Raw genomic sequence first — 18,403 nt, 5'->3', positions numbered from 1 at the left:
TTACGATGAGCGGCCGCGAACGTGTTCTAACCCCACGTGCGGAAACACTCGCCCCCGCTGTTCGCGGCGCACTCTTGAAAATCCAGAGCTCGATTATTTCTTGGGATCCGTTTAATCCGGCTCAATCCGATCGCCGTTTCAGGATCACCCTTTCCGATTTCGCCACACTGGTGTTTTTTGAAAAGGTCGTGGAGCGTGTTGCACGCGAAGCACCCGCCGTCAGCTTCGAATTGCTGCCGCTCGACGACGAGCCCGATGAGCTTCTCCGGCGCGGTGACGTCGATTTTCTGATTTGTCCGGAATTGTTCATGTCGAGCGCACATCCAAGAGCGGCGCTGTTCGACGACACGCTCGTGTGCGTAGGCTGCCCCACGAACAAGCAGCTGCCACAGCAGCTTACATTCGAGAGATACATGTCGATGAGGCACGTTGCGGCCAAGTTCGGGCGGGCGCTGAAGCCCTCCATCGAGGAGCGGTTTTTTCTTGAGCATGGCCTGAAGAGACGTGTCGAGGTTATCGTGCAGGCCTTTAGCATGATCCCGCCGATGGTCTCAGGCACAGCTCGTATAGCGACCATGCCCTTCCGGCTGGTTCAGCATTTCAAGAAAACCTTCCCACTGCAGATCATCGAACTTCCGCTGCCGCTTCCCGCATTTACCGAGGCCCTCCAATGGCCCGCCCTTCACAACAGTGATGCGGCAAGCGTCTGGATGCGAGAGATATTGTTACAGGAGGCGTCTCGAATGAGTTCTCCGCGGGACACCAAAAAGGGTCGCAAGCCCTGATTGACTACCGCGTCTCACACCGGCACTCGTGTCAACAGGCGTGTCGAACGAGATCGATAGTCGCGGAAAGTGCGCCTGCGAGGTCGTCCAGCGGGTGGGCTGCGTCGACAAACGGTGGGAATGAGAAGGGGCCCCCCATAGCCGCCATCAAGCAGCGCCCGGATCTGGCTGCCATTGTCGGAACCGACTAGGACGCGATCCGGGTAAATCCAGTGGATCGGATTGTTCACGGTTGAGATGTGCACGAGACCGGCCAGGTCGCAGGAGAAGAACGGCTCCCCGGCGAGCGGCGTGATGTGTCGTGCACGAGGCGGAAGACGGACTGGCCATCAATGGCGGCAATGGCCTTAGCCGCTCCGTTCTTCGATCGAAGCGAGCAAGTCTGGAAGCCCAGCGGCTCGATGAGACCGATCAGGCCCGCGCGACTGGAGGATCGGCTTGAGCGCCTTCAAGGCGACGCGGAGATCGCCCCGGCGCTCGCCATTGGCAGGCCAGGAGCCATCGTTGACCGGCACCAGCATGAGCGTCTTGCCTCCGCAGGCCGCCGCATAAATCGGCGAGCTTGCTCGCCTCGGCCCTGGGGGCAGGAGTCCACTCGTTGAAGCGCTGCAAGGCATTGATGGAAAAATCCCAACGCCTGCTTCAGCGGCGGCAGACCGGACGTCCGCCGCCGGCTGCCGCGTGCAATAGCATTGCTGTACTGTCGGCTGCGTCGGTTAGGCCCTGGTCGGCAAAAGCGAAAAGTGCCCTGACGTCAAGTCCCGGCGTCGCCATGTGATCGAGTGCAAAGCGGGCGATGCTTGGCGCATGGCTTGGCTTTCCTATGAAACGGCAGTCATTCTCGGCTGACTGGCTTCTACGTGCATTGATTCGCGAGGGCCAAAATGATGGTCATGAGGAAGGCCAGGCAGTCGAACTCACGTTTCCCTCACTGTGGTGCCGCGCCTGCTGAGACATCGCCTGAATTGGTGTAATGACCGAAGCTAACTCGCAGCCATCCATCTGCTTCCGCAAACTAACCCGCCAACCCGGAGAGATGCCCAACCCATCGAATTCAAGGTTCAGGCAGCAGGGTGCTTCGCCAGAGCGAGACCGACGCCCAGCGCGACCATCGCGCCGCCCGACGCCTCTCTCAGGCGGCGGATCAACCCGGGACGCGCTGCCGCGCCGTCTTGAATGCCGCTGGCTACGACGGCAACCACGATGTCGGCGAGCGTGTTGAGCGCAATCGACACGGAGCCAAGCACCACGAATTGCAGAGCTACGTGCCCTGCGCTCGGGTTCACGAACTGCGGAAGGAAGGCTAGAAAAAAGGCTGCCGTCTTCGGGTTGAGAGCCTCGACCAGCACCCCTTCACGAAACGCCCGCCGGGGTCCGACTGAACGCATCGGGGCGCCATCATCGCCGCCAGTCGCTCCCTTGCGGCGGGCGGCTTGAAAGGTGCGAAAGCCGAGCCAGACGAGGTAGACCGCGCCTAACAGCTTTAATGCGGAGAACAGTTCCGAGCTCTCGAGCACGATCGCGGAAACACCTAAGCTTGCGGCGAGGACGTGGATCATGCCGCCCAACCCGGTGCCGAAGCTGGAAGCGATACCTTCCGGACGACCGCCGGCGAGCGTGCGCGCGGCGACGTAGAAGATGCCCGGACCGGGCGTGATGGCGAGCACGGAGGCCGCGGTGAGGTACAGGGCGAATGGGGTCAGTTCTGGCATCATGGTCGATTTCCGACGAAGTTCATGATTATTTCGGGATGAGAGCGGCGATCTCGCGGTCAGATGCCCGCTCGCTCGCCGCGAGGCCCGCGGCCACGCCGGCGCGGTCGGCCGCGTTCCGGTTCTGGCTCATTTTGCGCTTACCCTCCAGCCTCGTGATAGGCATGCGCAGGCCGACGATTCCGCGGAGTTGCGCCTGTACAAAATCCGGCGGCGCGTCCGACACCGCCCAAGGCGAGGCGCGTTCGCCCTCGTGGCGGTCGGTGAGACGTTTCACGACGTCCAGCAGCCTTCCCGCATGCTCGAAGAACTCGACCGGACCATAGGCGTGGACGGCGATGTAATTCCAGGTTGGGACGACCTTCCCGGTTTCCCGCTTGGTCGCATACCATGCCGGCGTCACATAAGCGTCCGGCCCCATGAAGATGGCCAAGCCGTCGCCGATCGGCGGAACACGGCACTGGGGATTAGCCTTCGCTAAGTGCCCGTAGATCACGCCGTGCTCGCCCTCGCTCTCATCAAGGAAGAGGGGCAGTGGCGTTGCGAGCGGCCCTTCCGCCGTGACTGTGACGAAGTTCGCCAGCAGCGCCGCGCGGATGGTGGCGCGCAGGGACTCGTTGTCGTCGTCGCGGAAAGCGGGAGGGATGTACATGGCGAAACTCCTTGCGTTACCGATCACATACCGGCAAGCTGGCCTGCTGGAAACAGCCAGTCAGAAGCTATCGACGTGGTCCAGTTTGTGAAAGATGGCATCGCGCCCGATCATCGTGACGATCGAGGAGCAGATCCACAGCAGGGTGTGCGAGTCGGAGAACCTGGTCATTCGCAGCCGAGGGATCGGGCATGTCCCGGCAATGGCGACTAGTTTGCCAAACCTTGTGGACGCAGCCCGCGATCCCGGAGACCTTATTGAAAGAATCGTCGAACAGGTTCCGGCGATGCCAAGCAATGCCGAGAGGCTGCGCGCATTATAGCAAGTGACAACAAACGTCTACGCTGAGTCAACGGGTCGGAACCGACAGTTCGTCCGATGTCGACGAAGCCTGTAAGCCTTCATAAGCGAGACCCAAGGCACTGGCTGGGAAAGCAGGTCCATAGGATCTCGCATTTCAGTGATGTTCTGGAAGCGGGCGAATTTCATATCCGCAGGCATCTAATGCCGGAATCAGATTGGATAGCGCCATAACGGTCTGGTTGCGCAGACCGGCTTGACTGCTCCGTCTCGACTCGTCGGGAGGGCAACCATCGTGCAAGAGCACGATGGCGCCGGGCCGCACCGAGGCGAGCACTGCATCGACGATCGCGTTGGTGCCGGGGCGCGACCAGTCTTTTGGGTCTATCGACCAATGAAGGGCCGCCAGCCCGGCGATCTCTGACGCAGTGAACACTTCTTCGCTCCAGGCGCCGTACGGTGCGCGAATGTAGCGGATCGAGGCCTGCGGGCATGCTCCCATGATGGCATGGTTCGCCTCAAATACCTCACGTTGCACTTCGCCCAAGCCGCATTTGGACAGATCCGGATGAGACATCGTGTGGTTGCCCACCTTATGCCCTTCTGCGATCATTCGCTGAATGAGATCCGGGTGCTCTGCGGCGTAGGCGCCAATGACGAAGAAAGTCGCTGGCACCCGATTTTGCGCCAGCACATCGAGTATCTGTGGTGTGAAGAATGGATCGGGACCGTCGTCAAACGTCAGATAAACGCTCCGACGACCGGTTCCATCAGCGCACTCACTCTGCACCTCCCATCCGTCATCAAGATGTTTCATAGCTCCGGATCCTTCCGGTCAATTGTTGCATCGGTCGGCCATTCGCTCATCGGCCGCGCAATCGGCATAATCACGAGGAGCACGTCCTCCACGCGAGGCGGCGTGTCGAGATCCAGCACTTCTGAGTGGCCTCCACCGTCCTTGGGAGCGCATGGGAAACCTCGACTTGTTGATCCTTGGGTAGGCGCCTACGTCAGTTGGGGGCTTGTGGCGAAAGAGCCGAGGCGATGCAGGCTTGCGCGATCAGCGACGTACCTGGTCGAAAAGGGGATCGGCTCGCTTAATGTTCGGCGCAGACCAGAATGCACACACCAGAAAAATGCTCCTCGGAGCCAACCGCATACATCGACAATCTCCCTAGCCTGCATCCTTGAATTCTTCCTATGCAATGTCCTGTCCGATAGTCAAAATCGAATGTTTCGATGACAAGCATCCACGTTGCGGATAGATGAGACAATGGCCCTTGATGTGAAGTCGGCTCCACGCACTGCTGACCGAGCGCAACGGCACGGTAGCGGCAAGCCGCATCAGATAATTCAGCCGGCCATGAGCGCGGCCGTCGCCCAACTGCTTTCAACGATGACCTGTTTACGATGAGCGGTCGCGAATGTTCTAACCCGCGTGCGGAACCGTCGACGTCTCAGGGTTGAGCGACGACGTCGCGCAGCATCTCGACGCTGCCGGTGTCGTAGACGCCTCTGAGTATCTGCTCACGAAGTGCTTCGTAGATCTGGCGCGCCCCCATGCCATGCGGGCGGATTGAGCCACCGGGAGTTGGAGACTGGACCATTTCTTTTCCTGCCAACCGAACCAGTTTGCAGCTACTCTTCCTGAAAGCCAAGAGCACGTCCGAAGTGGATGCCCGAGCCCGCCCACCGATCCAAGACTGGCCCGGTCTGCGAACAGCCAATCGGCTTCGCTACCCGCGCGATCCTGCTACGATCCGGCTGGTGTTTCCAGTGCCGTTCAGCCATCCGTCATTCTGAACTCGACCTACGGCTTCGAAAGCGTTGCGGCGAATGGGGCCGCCGCCTTGGCGGCGCAATCCTCGGCGGCGCGGAAACCCTCCACACGGGCTTACCGCCGCGCTCTCGCTATGTTCGGCCTTACCTGGTTCTGCGCGGGCTGAAGACTCTTGCGCTTCGCGAAGGGCACAGACCATGACGCTTGCGATCGCGCGGGTGCTCGAGAGCGCTCCCCTTCCTCGACTCCCATCCCGATCAGGCGATTGCCCGAGAGCAGATGTCGGGCATCGCCAACGCTAACCCTGCGTGACCTTGACCAGCAGATCCTCGGTTTCCTGAAGATGGCGTCGTCGAAATCTGCACCGGCGTCGTATTGCCGTAAATCAAGGATGCCAACAACAGGGCCGGATGATTGGAGGCCCAAGCATCAAGCCGCATTAAGACAAGATCGTCGCCCCACCGACGCATTTTGCCAAAAGCAGCTCAACGACGAACATGCCGGCTTGGCGCGCCGAAGGGCCGCCGCCTTTCCCGCAAGCGGCCCCGCCCGCTCGCCACCGGGGTCAACCCACGCCAATCTGTCCACCAACGCTCGTCCCATCCGCTATGCGCAACACCAAGCTGATGTCGCAGGGGCGGTCACCAACCCGGTACGCCGTCGAGAAACGACGAACTGGTGCTGTCTTGAGCCACCGGCAAGCAAATCCATTGCTGATCCGCGACTGCAATAAGCGTTAGCTGGAGCGAACATGCATGCTCGCGGCAATCATCAGGACCCTTGCCTCGGTCAATTGGATTGGAGGCTGTCATATGAAGTGCAGACCGGTGTTTGGGCAGCTGTTATCGGTCGTCCAGACTTTGGCATCAGTTTTGGTGGACGCGAGCAGCTTGCGAGGGATGCATCCGAACGTGGCGCTGCTCCCACAATAGTCGCAGCTCTCCTGTGAGAGCCTCGCGCAGGCCCTGATCCAGCGTGATTGTGTCGAGGAGATCCGCGAGCACGGCTTCGCCTTCGATCCGCGTCAGCAGATCGAACAAGCCATGTGAAATACGCGCACAGTCACGGTGATCCGTTCGGATTTCGCAGACGGTCTCGTGGCGATCCTGCGCCGTGTATGCGCGGACTTTATGCAGGGATACATAAGGCGGCAATGAAACCGCGAGCGCAGTCCAATCCTGCAGCTTTGCGGCCCGTTTTTTGACGAGGTACGGCCCGACCACAAGTCCATCCAGCTCTGTTGTCAGGAACGTGGCAATCGAGTCTGCAACTGAATCTACGATCGGCTCTGCATTGTTGTTAAAGGACGTATTGAGCAGAATTGGGATGCCTGTCCGCTGCTTGAAGGCATTGATGACGTCCCAGTAGGCCGGACTGACCTTGCGCGATACTGTTTGCAGCCGAGCCGTACCGTCGACATGCGTGATGGCGCCGAGCAAATCCCGCTTGGAATCGCGCACACGAACTACGAAATTCATGAAGGGAAATTCGCACGCACTGCCCGGGAGGTCGAAAAATTCGCGCGCATCCTCCTCCAACACTGATGGGGCGAACGGGCGATATCCTTCCCGCTTCTTGACCATAGCGTTGATCCGGTCCTTGTTTGAAGCGGGCCTGGGGTCGGCAAGAATGCTGCGATTTCCGAGCGCTCGCGGCCCGAACTCCGAACGACCTTGCACCCAGCCGATCACCGCGCCACCGACCATCCACTCGGCTGCCCTATCCGCCACCTCCTCAGTGCGTTCAAACTCCAGGTGCCCCGCCCATGCCTTTAGTTCCTCTTCGACAGCGTGATCGCTCGCGAGTTCCGGCCCCCAATAGACCTCCTGCAATCGCGTACGCGGCGCTGGGCGGCCCAGCTCATTAGACACGATTAGCGCGGCGCCTAATGCGCATCCAGCGTCATGCGATGCGGGCTGCACGAAGATGTCTTCGAAAAGTCCTGAATAGAGCAGCTTGCCGTTCATGGAGCAATTGTGCGCAACTCCGCCGGCCAGGCACAACCGCGTCATCCCGGTGGCCTCACGATAATGGCGAAGAATGTGAAACACGATGCGTTCGAGCGCTTCCTGTAACGACGCACTCACATCCATATGCTGCTGAGTGAATGGCATTCCCTTTTGCCGAACCTGAATGCTGCGGAGCAAAGTCGGACCGATGCGGTCCAGGTGGACGCGATACTCGCCGTTTGCAGAGAGTTCATAGAATTGCTCGAAAAGCTCGCGATAGGGAACGGGATCGCCGTAGGGGGCAAGCCCCATTACCTTATATTCATCGAACAAGCCGTAGCCGAGATACCGGATCGTCTCGAGATAAAATTGCCCGAGAGAATTGTTCTCTGGGAAAGTCGCAAGTTGCGTAATTTCAGTACCAGATCCAACCGCCACAAGGCCCGACAGGAAATCACCAGAGCCATCAATCGCGAAAATCAGACTTTGCTCGAAGCCCGACATTGCAAAAGCACTCACGGCGTGCGCCTCATGATGACTTACGAATGAGATACGCGAAGCGTCGATCTCGGTACCGAACTCCTGCGCCAGCAGCTGCTGCATCAACAGTTTAGCATCCAACGGAATGGAGGCGTCCGGCTGGGAAACAAGCATGTTTTCAAGCATGGCGTTGCTATAGTCTTCGGTAGCGTAGAACGCCACTCGATCGATTTCGCTGAGCTGAACCCCAGCTGCTGAAAGACAGTATTGAGCCGCACTAATTGGGAGCTTGTTGGAATGTTTGATCCGATTGAGGCGCTCCTCTTCTACCGCCGCAATGACCTGTCCGTCCCGGACGAGCACCGCAGCGCCATCGTGCATGAATGTGTTCGGAATCTGAAACCTGTTTTCATAGACTTTGTCCAATCCGCCGTTCAATCCTAGACACAGCATCTCGCTCTCCATTTGTCGTACAGGAATACTAAATTGGCCTTCTCGAGACCGTTCGATCAGAAAGACAGGCCGCGTTGTCGCTCGCGCCCGAACGCCAGCCAAACATCACCGGCCTCAAGGAATTCTATGAGGTCCGCCGGGATCAACATAAGATCCTGTGCTCGAGACGCCGGGCGTTACATAGCGTTGTGGGATTGAATCGACGCCAGCCAAAACCCTTCGCGGCACACCCTGGCGATGTCGTTTTTATTTGCGCCCATAGCGCATGGTTTATCTCCTTCTCTTTCGCGTCAGCGCATCAGTCGGCGGCGCAACAGCGCCATCGAGAGGAAGAATGGCAACAGCGCGTACAGGCCGAGCACACCGATGTGCAGGGCGATGCCGCCGATCGGGCGATCAAGCATAACCGGACGAATGAGGTCGATCGCATGTGACAGCGGCATGCATCGCGCTATCTTCTGAAAGGTGTCAGGCAGCTGATTCAATGGGAAAACGGCGCCCGACAGGAACAGCATGGGTGTAAGAATAAGCGTCTGGTAAAATACGAAGTAATCGTAGCTGGGCGAAAGTGCGGTGACGACCATCGCGAGGCTGGCAAATACGAACCCTGTCAGAGCGATGAATGGCAGCGCATAGAGGACGGACGGCCAGGCTGTATAGCCCAAGGCTGCGGTGACAATGGTAATTGCCATACCGGCCAGGAAGGCCTTGGTGGCTGCCCACGCCAGTTCCCCCAGAACGATGTCGCCGAGGGTAACGTGCGTATACAGCATGGCCTCCCATGTGCGTTGAGAATGCATGCGAGCGAAAGCCGCGTACAGTGTTTCGAGGGTAGAGGCGGTCATCGCACCGACCCCGACCATGCCGGCCGCCAAAAAGGCGATGTACGGCGCACCGTCGACGCGGCCGACCATTATGCCGAGGCCGGTACCGAGGCCGAAAAGGTAGATCATTGGATCGGCGAGGTTACCGAGAATCGCCACGAATGCGACTTTCTTCCATGCCAGATAGTTGCGGCGCCACACCGCAACCCAGTTCCACGCATTGGCGGGCAGCACCGCCGCAAGACCTTCAATCATCGTTCATTCCTCCATCTCGCGCCCGGTCAGCCGCAAGAAAACATCCTCGAGATTGGCTGGACGCAGAAGAAGGCGCAGACTTGGTCGCCCCTGGAGTTGCGTGCGCACCTGATCAGGGTCTGGCCCATAGCAGTAGAGGGTTTCGCCGCTGATCTCGATGCGCTGAGAATGTGGCTTGACCAGCGAATGCAACTCGTGCGGATCGCCGCCGTAAATCTCCATGACCTGGCATCCGATATGCTCGTCGATCAGAGCCTGCGGGCGACCTTCGGCAATGTAGCGACCCCTTTCGAGCACGCACAGCCGATCGCAGAGTCGCTCAGCCTCTTCCATGAAATGCGTCGTCAGGATAATCGTCTTGCCGCGTGCCAACAGCGCGCGCAGCCGCTCCCAGATCAGGTGGCGCGCGTGCGGATCGAGGCCGGTGGTCGGCTCGTCCATCACAATGAGCTGGGGGTCGTTGATCAACGCCCGCGCCATCGTCAGGCATCGCTTCATGCCGCCGGACAGTTCCGAGACGCGCGCATCCGCCTTGCGCTCGAGGCGAGCGAACTCGAGAAGCGACGGGATGACCGCTTCGCTCTCGCGTGTGCTCATGCCGAAGTAGCGTCCGAACACCAGCAGGTTCTCGCGTACCGTGAATTCCTGGTCAAGGTTGTCGAATTGCGGGACCACGCCAATGCCCCTACGTGCCAGCCGAGCGCGCGCCGGCACCGGGACGCCGAGCACCGTGATCGTGCCCGCGTCAGGGCATGTCATGCCGAGGAGCATACGCGCAATCGTGCTTTTGCCGGCCCCGTTTGGTCCGAGGAGGCCGAAACACTCTCCCGAAGCAACGGTGAACGACAGGTCGTCGACAACGACCTTGTTCCCATACGACTTGGTTACGCCGGCGAAATCGATTGCCACGGTCGACAGAGAGTCATGCACGGAGCTTTTCGCGCTTGTTTGCCGGTGAGACTCCCGTTCGATCGGAGGAGTCTCCGGCCGCCGCAAATCCTCTGGGCCCAATTTTCGCGTCAACACTTGATGTTTCTGGTCCTGGCTCAAAACTCATCTACCTGCGATCACGTGACTATTGCTGTTCGCTGTAAGCTGCGTCAGATCCCACCAAGGCGGGCTTTGGAAGGGCGCCGTCGATGTCTGTCACAGTGGCGGCCGAGCTTCGCGACAACCAATCGCTATTGCTCAATGTACACAGCGCGTATGCTTTCAACGGGAGCAAGAGAAAGATGTTGATGAGTGTGTGGAGCGAGAATCCGAGGAATCGAAGTTGGCGCGCACGAAACGCTGCCACGCTGCAGCGAACTATAGTCATGACCGCAATCGTCAGGCATGCCGTCCAAGGCACAGTACCTGTCGTTATGAATTGCGCGAGCCCAGCCAGGAGCGACAAAGAGAGCAATAATGGGCCAAGATTCTGCCCGATCACGTCCAATGTGAGATAAATATTAAGGCCGCGCAGCAGTTGGAGCGCCAGCAACGTGTCACGGAACGTGCTCCGAGCCCAGCGAAGCTGTTGGCGCAGATAGGGACCCATGCTGCTGGGAACGACTGTTGCCGCGACGGCCTCCGGGACATACTCTGTTCGAAAGCCTGCTTTCAGCATCAGGATCGTAAGGTGGCGGTCCTCACCGAAGTCGCTCGGCTTCCCTCGAAAGCGCTGCGTCTCGTATTGATCCAGCAGCGAAACAAGCGCGGATCGCCGGTACATGGCACACGGACCGCAGCAACACATGACGGCACCGAACCGAGCCTGCGCTGCCCGCTCTTCGTTGCAGGCGAGCCAGTATTCCATGTCAATCAACCGCGTCAGCCAAGTTTCATTGCGATTGCTGGCCGCCAACTGGCCCATGGCGGCGCCGATCGCTTGATCTTGCATCTTTAGCGCAAGTCTTGTGACGACGTCCGGCGCGAGTATCGTGTCCGAATCTACATTGAGCACCAAATCTCCGCACGAGCGACGAACCGCCGCAATCTGTGCCTTGCGCTTTCCGACATTCTTTGGGAGCGCAATGAAGTCGAACCTCGGATCACGAGCGTATTCCTCGTGTACACCTACGAGGGCATCGCGGTTTCCAGAACCGTCATCAACAACATAGACCTGCAGTTTTCCGGCGTAGTCCTGACTTGCAATGGAAGCCAGGCAGTCCGAGAGGGTGCGAGGAGCCTCGTTGTAGCACGGGATAATGACATCGACGCTCGGCCAAGGCTCACAGCTGGCCGGTTCGCCCGAGGTCGGCGGTACGTTTGTAGGCAGGGTATAAAACACCTGCGCGGTCTTATAGACGGTCGACAGCAGCGCATAAGAGCAGACTGCAACAATACTGGCTGGGGCAAAGAGGTTCATGAGATGTCAGATTTCTCAGTGAATTTGAGGAAGCGAGCGGACAATAAATCCGCGGTCAATGCTGGATTCAGATCGATCAATGCGATGAGGGGCGGGTCGCGCTGACTGATATCATTGCGGGTGCTCTTCATAGCTCTGGACCGTTCCGATCGATCAAAGTGCCGGCCGGCCACTCGCTCATTGAGCGTCCAATTGGGAGCACCATGACGAGTACGTCGTCGTCGACTCGCGTGGGAGGCAGATCGGGGTACACGTCCGGGAGGGTTGAACGCACGCGAACGCCCGACAAAATGCTCGCCAAGCCTTTGCGGCAGAACCTCCCAACATGGTTCCGGAGCGCGTGCCGAACCGTGCCGAAAGCGAATGGAACGCCAAGCTGCTGCAGCACTGGATACATCGCGCTGATCGAATGGGCGATTCCTAGCCCCTCAAGATCCGGACGCACCCCGTATAGACCGAGTTCAGCGACAAGCAGATCAGCGTCGTCAACTTTGATGTATCGGCGCAGCAGGCCCAAGTGAGCCGCTATCCCGTGCACATCATTGCCGATTGCGCGGACCTCCGGCCTCGCACCGGCCCAACTTCGACCGCCTTCGAATTGCTTTCCATTAAAGGCTCCGGTAGGCTCATAGGTCTTCCGGAAGAACTCAGAGAGTTCGAGGTGATCGGAAAGCCGCAACTCATTTTCCCAGCACAACCTCCACTGCACGTCAGAGCGCATGCGAAGACTTCCTCTTTTTCGGGTTCTTTTGTGCACCTCACGCGGCAGAGCAACGCGGTGCATGTCATGTGGGGGGTCTATGAACGACCCGCCCAGATTGGTAAAATTGATTGTTTAGATCGCGAGCATCCACGCTATGGATGTTAACGCCATGCGTTTCGAAGGCCCATGATCTGAACCTTCCGGCCGTGCTCGATTGGCCCATAAAGCGACACCGAGGCAGCTGTCGGTGACACAACCTGCTTCAAGAGCGGCCGCCAGCGGCGTGGCTGCGCCTCGTGCCGAAGCAGCGATCAAGTGGAGGATGGGCCCGACTGTTAGGCGTCAGCAAACGCGGCGATCGTTGACGCACGCTGATGATCCATAGGCGATCGCGCAGCTCTGGATCGCGCCGGCGGCAAACAGGTTCCGCGAAGCGGCAGGCTCGACAAATTGCGGCAAAGGCGGCATCCCAATGGCGCGGCGGTCGCGCTCGGCAACAAAAATCGTCTGGTCGCTGCTCGCTGCCTGGCAACCGGTACTGTCGGTTAAAGCAGCCTGACGGACCTAGAGAGGGCGCACCTCGGCCTTGCAGCAAAATGGCAGAGATGGGGAAACGGTCACCCCGTCGCTTCCGAACCTGATGTGTGGACCGCAAAAGCTTCGGCCGACGTCTGGGGCCGTTGAGGTGGAAGCGGGCGAAAACCCGTCGAGGCTCGCCGCGCTGAACATCGAGCCGCATGAAGAAGCCGGATATACGTCAGCAGTTGTGACCATCAACTGGACCCAGCTAACTTGTTGCAATCGGGCGCTCTTATACGTCCACATATAGGGTCAGCTTGACACCACGAAGCGCACAGTGTCTCTAAGTCAACTTCGACAATTCGTGTCATCAGGAAGCGGAAATCGGCTTTCGGAAGCGGGCCAGCAGGCAGTCTTCATTGATCGACGCGCCCCGGCACTCGATGCGTGTCATCTCGGCCAACGATTTGTTCAGCATGGCGCTCCAAGCAAAGTTGGCCTATTCGGCGGCCTTCGGGAAGGCGATTTCCGGCTCGTCGAGCAAGCCCGGCCTTGCGGGAGTCTCTACAGTCGCACCGACCTTCTTGCCGCGCCGGAATACCCGTCGGAAGAATGCATAGAAGCGGCTGTTCTTGCTGCGCGTGAACACCATCAGCATCGATGGCGTCACCACCAGCGTCAGCAAGGTGGCGAAGGACAGGCCAAAGACGATTGCCGACGACAGTGAAATCCACCATTGCGTCGACGGCGCGTTGATCGTCGTCTCGTGATGGAAGATTTCGAGACCAAGGCCAAAAGCAATCGGCAGCACGCCGAGAATCGCCGACACCGCCGTCAGCACCACCGGGCGGGCTCGTTCGCGGCAAGTCTGCAGCACCGCGTCCATCTTGTCCCAGCCCTCTTCGCGCAGCCGGTCGTAGGTGTCGATCAGCACGATGTTGTTGTTCACCACCACGCCGGCCAGCGCGATGACGCCGATGCCCGACATGACGATGCCGAACGCCTCTCCGGTCAACAGCAATCCCAGGAACACGCCGACCGTCGCCATGACCACGCAGGACAGCACCAGCCAAACGCTGGTGAACTTGTTGAACTGCATCAGCAGCACCAGGAAGATCAGGAAGATCGCGGCGCCGAAGGCTTTGCTGAGGAAAGCGCTGGCCTCGGCGCTGTCCTCGTTCGAGCCGGCAAGCTTCCAGCGTATGCCGCTGCCGAGATCCATCTCGGCGACCGCCTGGGTGACCTGCTGCTGGACGGAAGCGACCTGCTCGCCGGCGGCGACATTGGCCTGGACGACCACGGTGCGCGCGCCGTCGATGCGGTTGAGGATGCCGACGGTCGGCTCGGGCTTGCGCGCGACGAAATTCGAGATCGGCACCGACCCTTGCGACGTCTGCACCCTGAGGTCGTCGAGCGTCGACAGCGTGCGCCGGTCTTCGGGCAGGCGCAGCCTGATGTCGACGGCGTCGTCAGCTCCGGCCGGCCGGTATTCGCTGAGCTTCAGCCCGTTCGTCACCAGTTGCACCACCGTGCCGACCGAGGTCGGGCTGATGCCGTATTGCGCCGCCTTGGCGCGATCGACGTCGAGCGCCCAGTCGACGCCGGGCGGCGGCAGGCCGTCGGAAATGTCGATGACGCCGGGCACCTTGGCAATGCGGGCGGCGACGGCGCGCGCCTTGTCGTCGAGGCCTTCCGGGTCGACGGCCGACAGCCTGATCTGGATCGGCTTGCCGGTGGGCGGCCCGGCCTCGGGCACGCGAACCTCGACGTCGACGCCGGGAATGCCGGCCATGACGCCGCGCAGTTCGTCCAGGATCGCGTTCGCCGATTTGCGCTGGCGCCAGTCGACGAACTCGTACTGGATGACGCCGACCACGTCTTCAGGAATGTCCTGGCCGCCGCCTTGCGTCTTGCCGACTCGGGTATAGACCGATTTCACCCCTGGCCAGCCGAGAAGCCGGTTTTCCGCGGTCGTCGTGGCGGCATCCATTTCGGCGAGCGAAAGATTGCCGCGGGCGTGCACATAAAGCAGGCCGTAGTCGGGCTCGACATTCGGGAAGAACTCGACGCCGGCGCCGTATTTCGAATAGGCAAAGCCGACACCGAACAAGAGGCCGACGGTGAGCAGAAGCACGGTGATGGGAAAGCGAACCGCCTGCTTGACCACCGCCATGTACCAGCCGTCGCGGTTGTCGTTCTCGTGATGCGGCGGCGCCTTGGCGAACAAGGCGCCCAGCGCCGGTGCAAAGACCAGTGCATAGAGCATCGAGGCCGAGAGCGTGACGATCAGCGTGATCGGCATGTATTTCATGAAGTCGCCGATGATGCCCGGCCAGAACAGCAGCGGCGAAAAAGCGGCGATGCGCGTCATCGTCGCGGCGATGACCGGACCGGCCATGCGCTTGGCGGCAAGCGCGAAGGCCTCTGCCTTAGGCATGCCTTCGCTCATCCGCCGCTCGGCGAATTCGGTGACGATGATGGCGTCGTCGACCAGCATGCCGACCGCCAGGATGAGGCTGAACAGCACGATCATGTTGATCGTGTAGCCCATCATGGCCAACAGCAGGATGCCAATCAGGAAGGACGATGGAATGGCCAGGCCAATCAGCAGCGAGGCACGGCCCGACAGGGCGTAGAGAATGACGATGAACACCAGGATCACGGCGATCATGACGTGGTTCTGCAGATCGCCGAGCAACTGGTTGACGAAGACCGATTTATCCTGCGTGTAGGTGACGTGCATGCCTTCCGGCATGGTCTTTATGAAGGCATCGGACACGGTCCTCACCTGGGCGATCGTGTCGATCAGGTTGGATTCGATGCGCTTCTTCACCTCGATGGCGATCGCCGGCTTGCCGTCGAGACGGGTCGCCGTCTCGGCGTCCTTGAAGGTGGAGCGGACGGTGGCGATATCCTTGGCCTGCACCACGGCGTTGGGGCCGGCGACGATCGTCAGCGCCGCCATGTCCTGCGGCGTTTCGATCAGCGACGGCACCTTGACGGCATATTTTCCCTCGGACCCTTCGATGTTGCCGGCGGCGACAACACTGTTGGAATCGCCGACCGCACCGATCAGCTGCTCGAGCTGCAGCCCGTAGGACGACAGTTTCATCGGTTCGATGACGACTTCGACGAGCTCGTCGCGGGCGCCCTGCAGCGAGCCCTTCAGCACGCCAGGCACTTCCTCGATGCGGTCGCGCAGCTCGCGCGCCGCCGCCGTCAGAACGCGCTCGGGCACCTCGCCCGACAGCGTCACGACAAGGACGGGGAACTCGGAGACGTTGACTTCGGAGACCACAGGCTCCTCGGCTGCCTGCGGCAGGTCGGCCTTGCCATCCTGGACCTTGCTGCGCGTGTCCTGCAACGCGGTAGCCAGATCCGTCTGCGGGTGGAATTCGACCATCACATAGCCGCCGCCCTGGAAGGCGGCCGAACGCATCTCCTTGAGCCCCTTGAGGCTCTTCAGCTTGGCTTCCATCGGCCGCAGCAGAAGGCGTTCCGAATCCTCGGGCGAGATGCCCTGATAGATCAGGCTGACATACATCATCGGAATCGGAACGTCGGGTTCCGCTTCCTTCGGTGTCGACTGATAGGCGACCGCACCGGCAAGGATGAGGAACACCAGCACCGAAATGGTCAGCCTGGCATTGCTGATTGCGAGTTTGACGATATCCATGATTACTGCGTCCCGGCCGTCGCTTCGCCCAGCAGCTTCTGAATGGTCGCCTGGTCGGCCTCGACCGGCTTGACCACTTCGCCTTCCTTCACCAGTTCCTGGCCGGCGACGATGATGCGCGCTTCGGCAGGGATGCCGCCGAGCACCAGGCCGGTTGGCGTATCGTCGACCAGATCGATCGGGAAGAACACGACCTTGTCGTCCTTGTCGACGGCGCGGATACCGAGGTCGCCCTTGTCGCCGAGCGTGATCACGGAGCGCGGCAGCATGACGGCGTCGGTCGGCTGCGCGCTCAGCGCAATCTCGGCGGTCATCCCGGCCGGAATAGTGCCCTCGGGGTTGGGGATTGCGATCTCGACGCGGAAGGTGCGGGTGGCGGACGAGGCGTCGCGGCTGATATAGCGCACGGCGCCCTCGACATTCTGGTCGCTGACCAACCGTACCTTCGCCTTGTCGCCGATCTTCAGATAGCCGACTTCACGTTCGCTGACCTCGCCGCGGGCAATCACCGGATCGAGGCTCAAAATGGTCGCCACTTCGTCGCCCTGCATCAGGGTACTGCCAAGCTCCACCGGCACCCGGTCGATGACGCCGTCGAACGGCGCCTTCACCTCGTTGCGGTCGAGCTCGGCCTGCGCGGCTTCCAGGTGCGACTGGGCCAGCGTCAGGTTGGAGCGCGCCGTATCGAGCTGCAGCTTGGGCAGATTGCCGGTTTTCATCAGCCGCAATGCTGCATCGAGTTCGGCCTGACGCTGAACCAGAAGCTGCTTGGCGTTGCTGACCGCCGAAAGCTTTTCCTCGACGGCCAGCATCAGCACGAGGTCGCCGGTCTTGACGCGCTGTCCTTGCTTGACCGGCAGCTTGTCGATGACACCGGCAACGCGGGTCGCCAGGACGGCGCGCTTATCGGCTTCGGTCAGTCCGGAAATCCGGATGGCGCGCGCATGGATACGCCTGGGCGGAGTTATGGTCGCGACGGTGCGCAACGGCGCCTTGGGCTGTTCTGCCCCACTGGGCTTGGCCTTGCCGGCGTCAGCCGCCTTTGGCTGCTCGACTTTGTCCGGCTTGGATTCGTTGTCGGCGGCCGCGCTGCCGACCGAGGAGAACTCGCCCGTCACCATCCATGCAGCGAACCCGACAAGCACAACAATGGCTGCAAGCTTGTGAAACCTGTATTTGGGCATCGTCGTTTTTCCAATGCGCGGGGTTCGGCCGGGCCGCGTCTTCTAACTCGGCGCGTGGCCGATATGGGTGCGTGCAGAAAAGTTGATGGGTTATTACTTCGCTGGACAGGATGCGCCCGCCGTCGTGAGGCGCGCCGGACCAGCGCGGCCGTTCATCTGCGACATAACACTCGGCACAGACCTTGTCCCACTCGCTGCAACCCCTTAATTGGGGCTAGCCGCTGCGTAAAGGCGCCGGCAGCGCACCCGACTTCGAGCGCATTTGCGACAGGACCTTTCGCAAGTGACACCTGAGAATTTTGCGTATGGCGCTCCCGCTCGAACGGATTGCCATCGAGCCGCCATGGATCGTCTGCGGCCATTTCTCGATTCAGCAGTTCATGATCGCCTTTATGGGTCAAATTCACACCTCGCTAAGTCAGCAATCACCGACGCTGCAAAACGCCGTCAGAGATAGCGTCGGGACCCGGGCACGCTAATTTTGAAAGCGGGGCCGTTCGTGAGACCCGATGTCAAAACACCACCACGCTTCACCGTGTGGTTGCCCACCTCGTGCACTTCTGGGACCATTCAGCGAATGAGAGTCCGTTTGACGCGCGCATAGACACCGATGAGGAGGAACGTCCCGGCACCAATTTCCACCGTCTTCGGATCGTTGCCTTCTGTACTCCTATGGGCATAGGTGGTTGGTGCTCAGGCTTCTTCGTCGGGCGTGCCTGCAGGCCGAGGCACGTGATTTCGGTCACACTCCTAATAGGGTCGGCAGGATTGGCAAAATTGA

At 60.3% G+C, this 18,403-nt stretch carries 14 protein-coding genes and 4 pseudogenes; 3 read left to right on the top strand and 15 right to left on the bottom strand.

What is annotated here, in order from left to right; translation table 11 throughout:
• Nucleotides 1-785, top strand: a 785-nt coding sequence (locus AC0L15_RS30355; protein ID WP_473498022.1) for a LysR substrate-binding domain-containing protein, incomplete at its 5' end; no start/stop codon positions are given.
• A 31-nt stretch (nucleotides 786-816) separates the two neighbouring features.
• Here the strand turns inward: AC0L15_RS30355 and AC0L15_RS30350 are convergent.
• The 11 genes and pseudogenes from AC0L15_RS30350 to AC0L15_RS30300 all read right to left on the bottom strand — a co-directional run bounded on the left by AC0L15_RS30350 (nucleotide 817) and on the right by AC0L15_RS30300 (nucleotide 12,261).
• Nucleotides 817-1,559, bottom strand: a pseudogene (locus AC0L15_RS30350) (TIM barrel protein).
• 287 nt (nucleotides 1,560-1,846) lie between these two features.
• A complete protein-coding gene (locus AC0L15_RS30345; RefSeq protein WP_473498028.1) occupies nucleotides 1,847-2,497 on the bottom strand; it encodes a LysE family translocator in 651 nt (216 codons plus the stop codon).
• 28 nt (nucleotides 2,498-2,525) lie between these two features.
• Nucleotides 2,526-3,149, bottom strand: a complete 624-nt coding sequence (locus AC0L15_RS30340) for an FMN-binding negative transcriptional regulator (protein ID WP_473498020.1) — start codon at nucleotides 3,147-3,149, stop codon at nucleotides 2,526-2,528.
• 457 nt (nucleotides 3,150-3,606) lie between these two features.
• A complete protein-coding gene (nodB, locus tag AC0L15_RS30335; RefSeq protein ID WP_473498018.1) occupies nucleotides 3,607-4,266 on the bottom strand; it encodes a chitooligosaccharide deacetylase NodB in 660 nt (219 codons plus the stop codon).
• Entirely contained in the window at nucleotides 4,263-4,385 is a 123-nt protein-coding gene (locus tag AC0L15_RS30330) for a hypothetical protein (protein WP_473498017.1), read from the bottom strand. Before AC0L15_RS30330 ends, nodB begins: the two co-directional genes overlap by 4 nt.
• Before the next feature lie 521 nt (nucleotides 4,386-4,906).
• Complete coding sequence (locus AC0L15_RS30325) at nucleotides 4,907-5,056, bottom strand: hypothetical protein (RefSeq protein WP_473498015.1); 150 nt, start codon at nucleotides 5,054-5,056, stop codon at nucleotides 4,907-4,909.
• Nucleotides 5,057-6,095: 1,039 nt separating this feature from the next.
• Nucleotides 6,096-8,111: a carbamoyltransferase family protein gene (locus tag AC0L15_RS30320; protein WP_473498026.1), complete on the bottom strand. Its 2,016-nt coding sequence runs from the start codon at nucleotides 8,109-8,111 to the stop codon at nucleotides 6,096-6,098.
• Between the two features lie 290 nt (nucleotides 8,112-8,401).
• Entirely contained in the window at nucleotides 8,402-9,190 is a 789-nt protein-coding gene (locus tag AC0L15_RS30315) for an ABC transporter permease (protein ID WP_473489054.1), read from the bottom strand.
• 3 nt (nucleotides 9,191-9,193) lie between these two features.
• On the bottom strand, nucleotides 9,194-10,216 hold the full coding sequence (gene nodI / locus AC0L15_RS30310; RefSeq protein WP_473498013.1) for a nodulation factor ABC transporter ATP-binding protein NodI: 1,023 nt from the start codon (nucleotides 10,214-10,216) through the stop codon (nucleotides 9,194-9,196).
• Between the two features lie 49 nt (nucleotides 10,217-10,265).
• The gene (nodC, locus tag AC0L15_RS30305) at nucleotides 10,266-11,540 is read right to left on the bottom strand and encodes a chitooligosaccharide synthase NodC (RefSeq protein ID WP_473498012.1); all 1,275 of its coding nucleotides are present in this window, start codon (nucleotides 11,538-11,540) and stop codon (nucleotides 10,266-10,268) included.
• A gap of 127 nt (nucleotides 11,541-11,667) precedes the next feature.
• Complete coding sequence (locus AC0L15_RS30300) at nucleotides 11,668-12,261, bottom strand: NodA family N-acyltransferase (protein WP_473480706.1); 594 nt, start codon at nucleotides 12,259-12,261, stop codon at nucleotides 11,668-11,670.
• A gap of 237 nt (nucleotides 12,262-12,498) precedes the next feature.
• Here AC0L15_RS30300 and AC0L15_RS30295 point away from each other — a divergent pair.
• Nucleotides 12,499-12,602 (top strand): annotated as a pseudogene (locus AC0L15_RS30295) (transposase); the annotation flags it as partial.
• A gap of 530 nt (nucleotides 12,603-13,132) precedes the next feature.
• Here the strand turns inward: AC0L15_RS30295 and AC0L15_RS30290 are convergent.
• The 4 genes and pseudogenes from AC0L15_RS30290 to AC0L15_RS30275 form a co-directional block, all read right to left on the bottom strand.
• Nucleotides 13,133-13,240: pseudogene (locus tag AC0L15_RS30290) on the bottom strand (SAM-dependent methyltransferase); the annotation flags it as partial.
• A 21-nt stretch (nucleotides 13,241-13,261) separates the two neighbouring features.
• The gene (locus AC0L15_RS30285; RefSeq protein WP_473498010.1) at nucleotides 13,262-16,438 is read right to left on the bottom strand and encodes an efflux RND transporter permease subunit; all 3,177 of its coding nucleotides are present in this window, start codon (nucleotides 16,436-16,438) and stop codon (nucleotides 13,262-13,264) included.
• Nucleotides 16,439-16,440: 2 nt separating this feature from the next.
• Nucleotides 16,441-17,622: an efflux RND transporter periplasmic adaptor subunit gene (locus tag AC0L15_RS30280; RefSeq protein ID WP_473498008.1), complete on the bottom strand. Its 1,182-nt coding sequence runs from the start codon at nucleotides 17,620-17,622 to the stop codon at nucleotides 16,441-16,443.
• Between the two features lie 209 nt (nucleotides 17,623-17,831).
• Nucleotides 17,832-17,984 (bottom strand): annotated as a pseudogene (locus AC0L15_RS30275) (SAM-dependent methyltransferase); the annotation flags it as partial.
• Here AC0L15_RS30275 and AC0L15_RS30270 point away from each other — a divergent pair.
• Nucleotides 17,928-18,101, top strand: a complete 174-nt coding sequence (locus AC0L15_RS30270; RefSeq protein WP_473498030.1) for a hypothetical protein — start codon at nucleotides 17,928-17,930, stop codon at nucleotides 18,099-18,101. The pseudogene AC0L15_RS30275 and the gene AC0L15_RS30270 sit on opposite strands and share 57 nt — an antisense overlap.
• Nucleotides 18,102-18,403: the final 302 nt, after the last annotated feature.

The sequence above is a fragment of the Mesorhizobium sp. WSM4846 genome, from assembly GCF_055811415.1.
The sequence above is the reverse complement of the archived record's forward strand: the minus strand, read 5'-3'. Positions and strand labels throughout refer to the sequence as shown.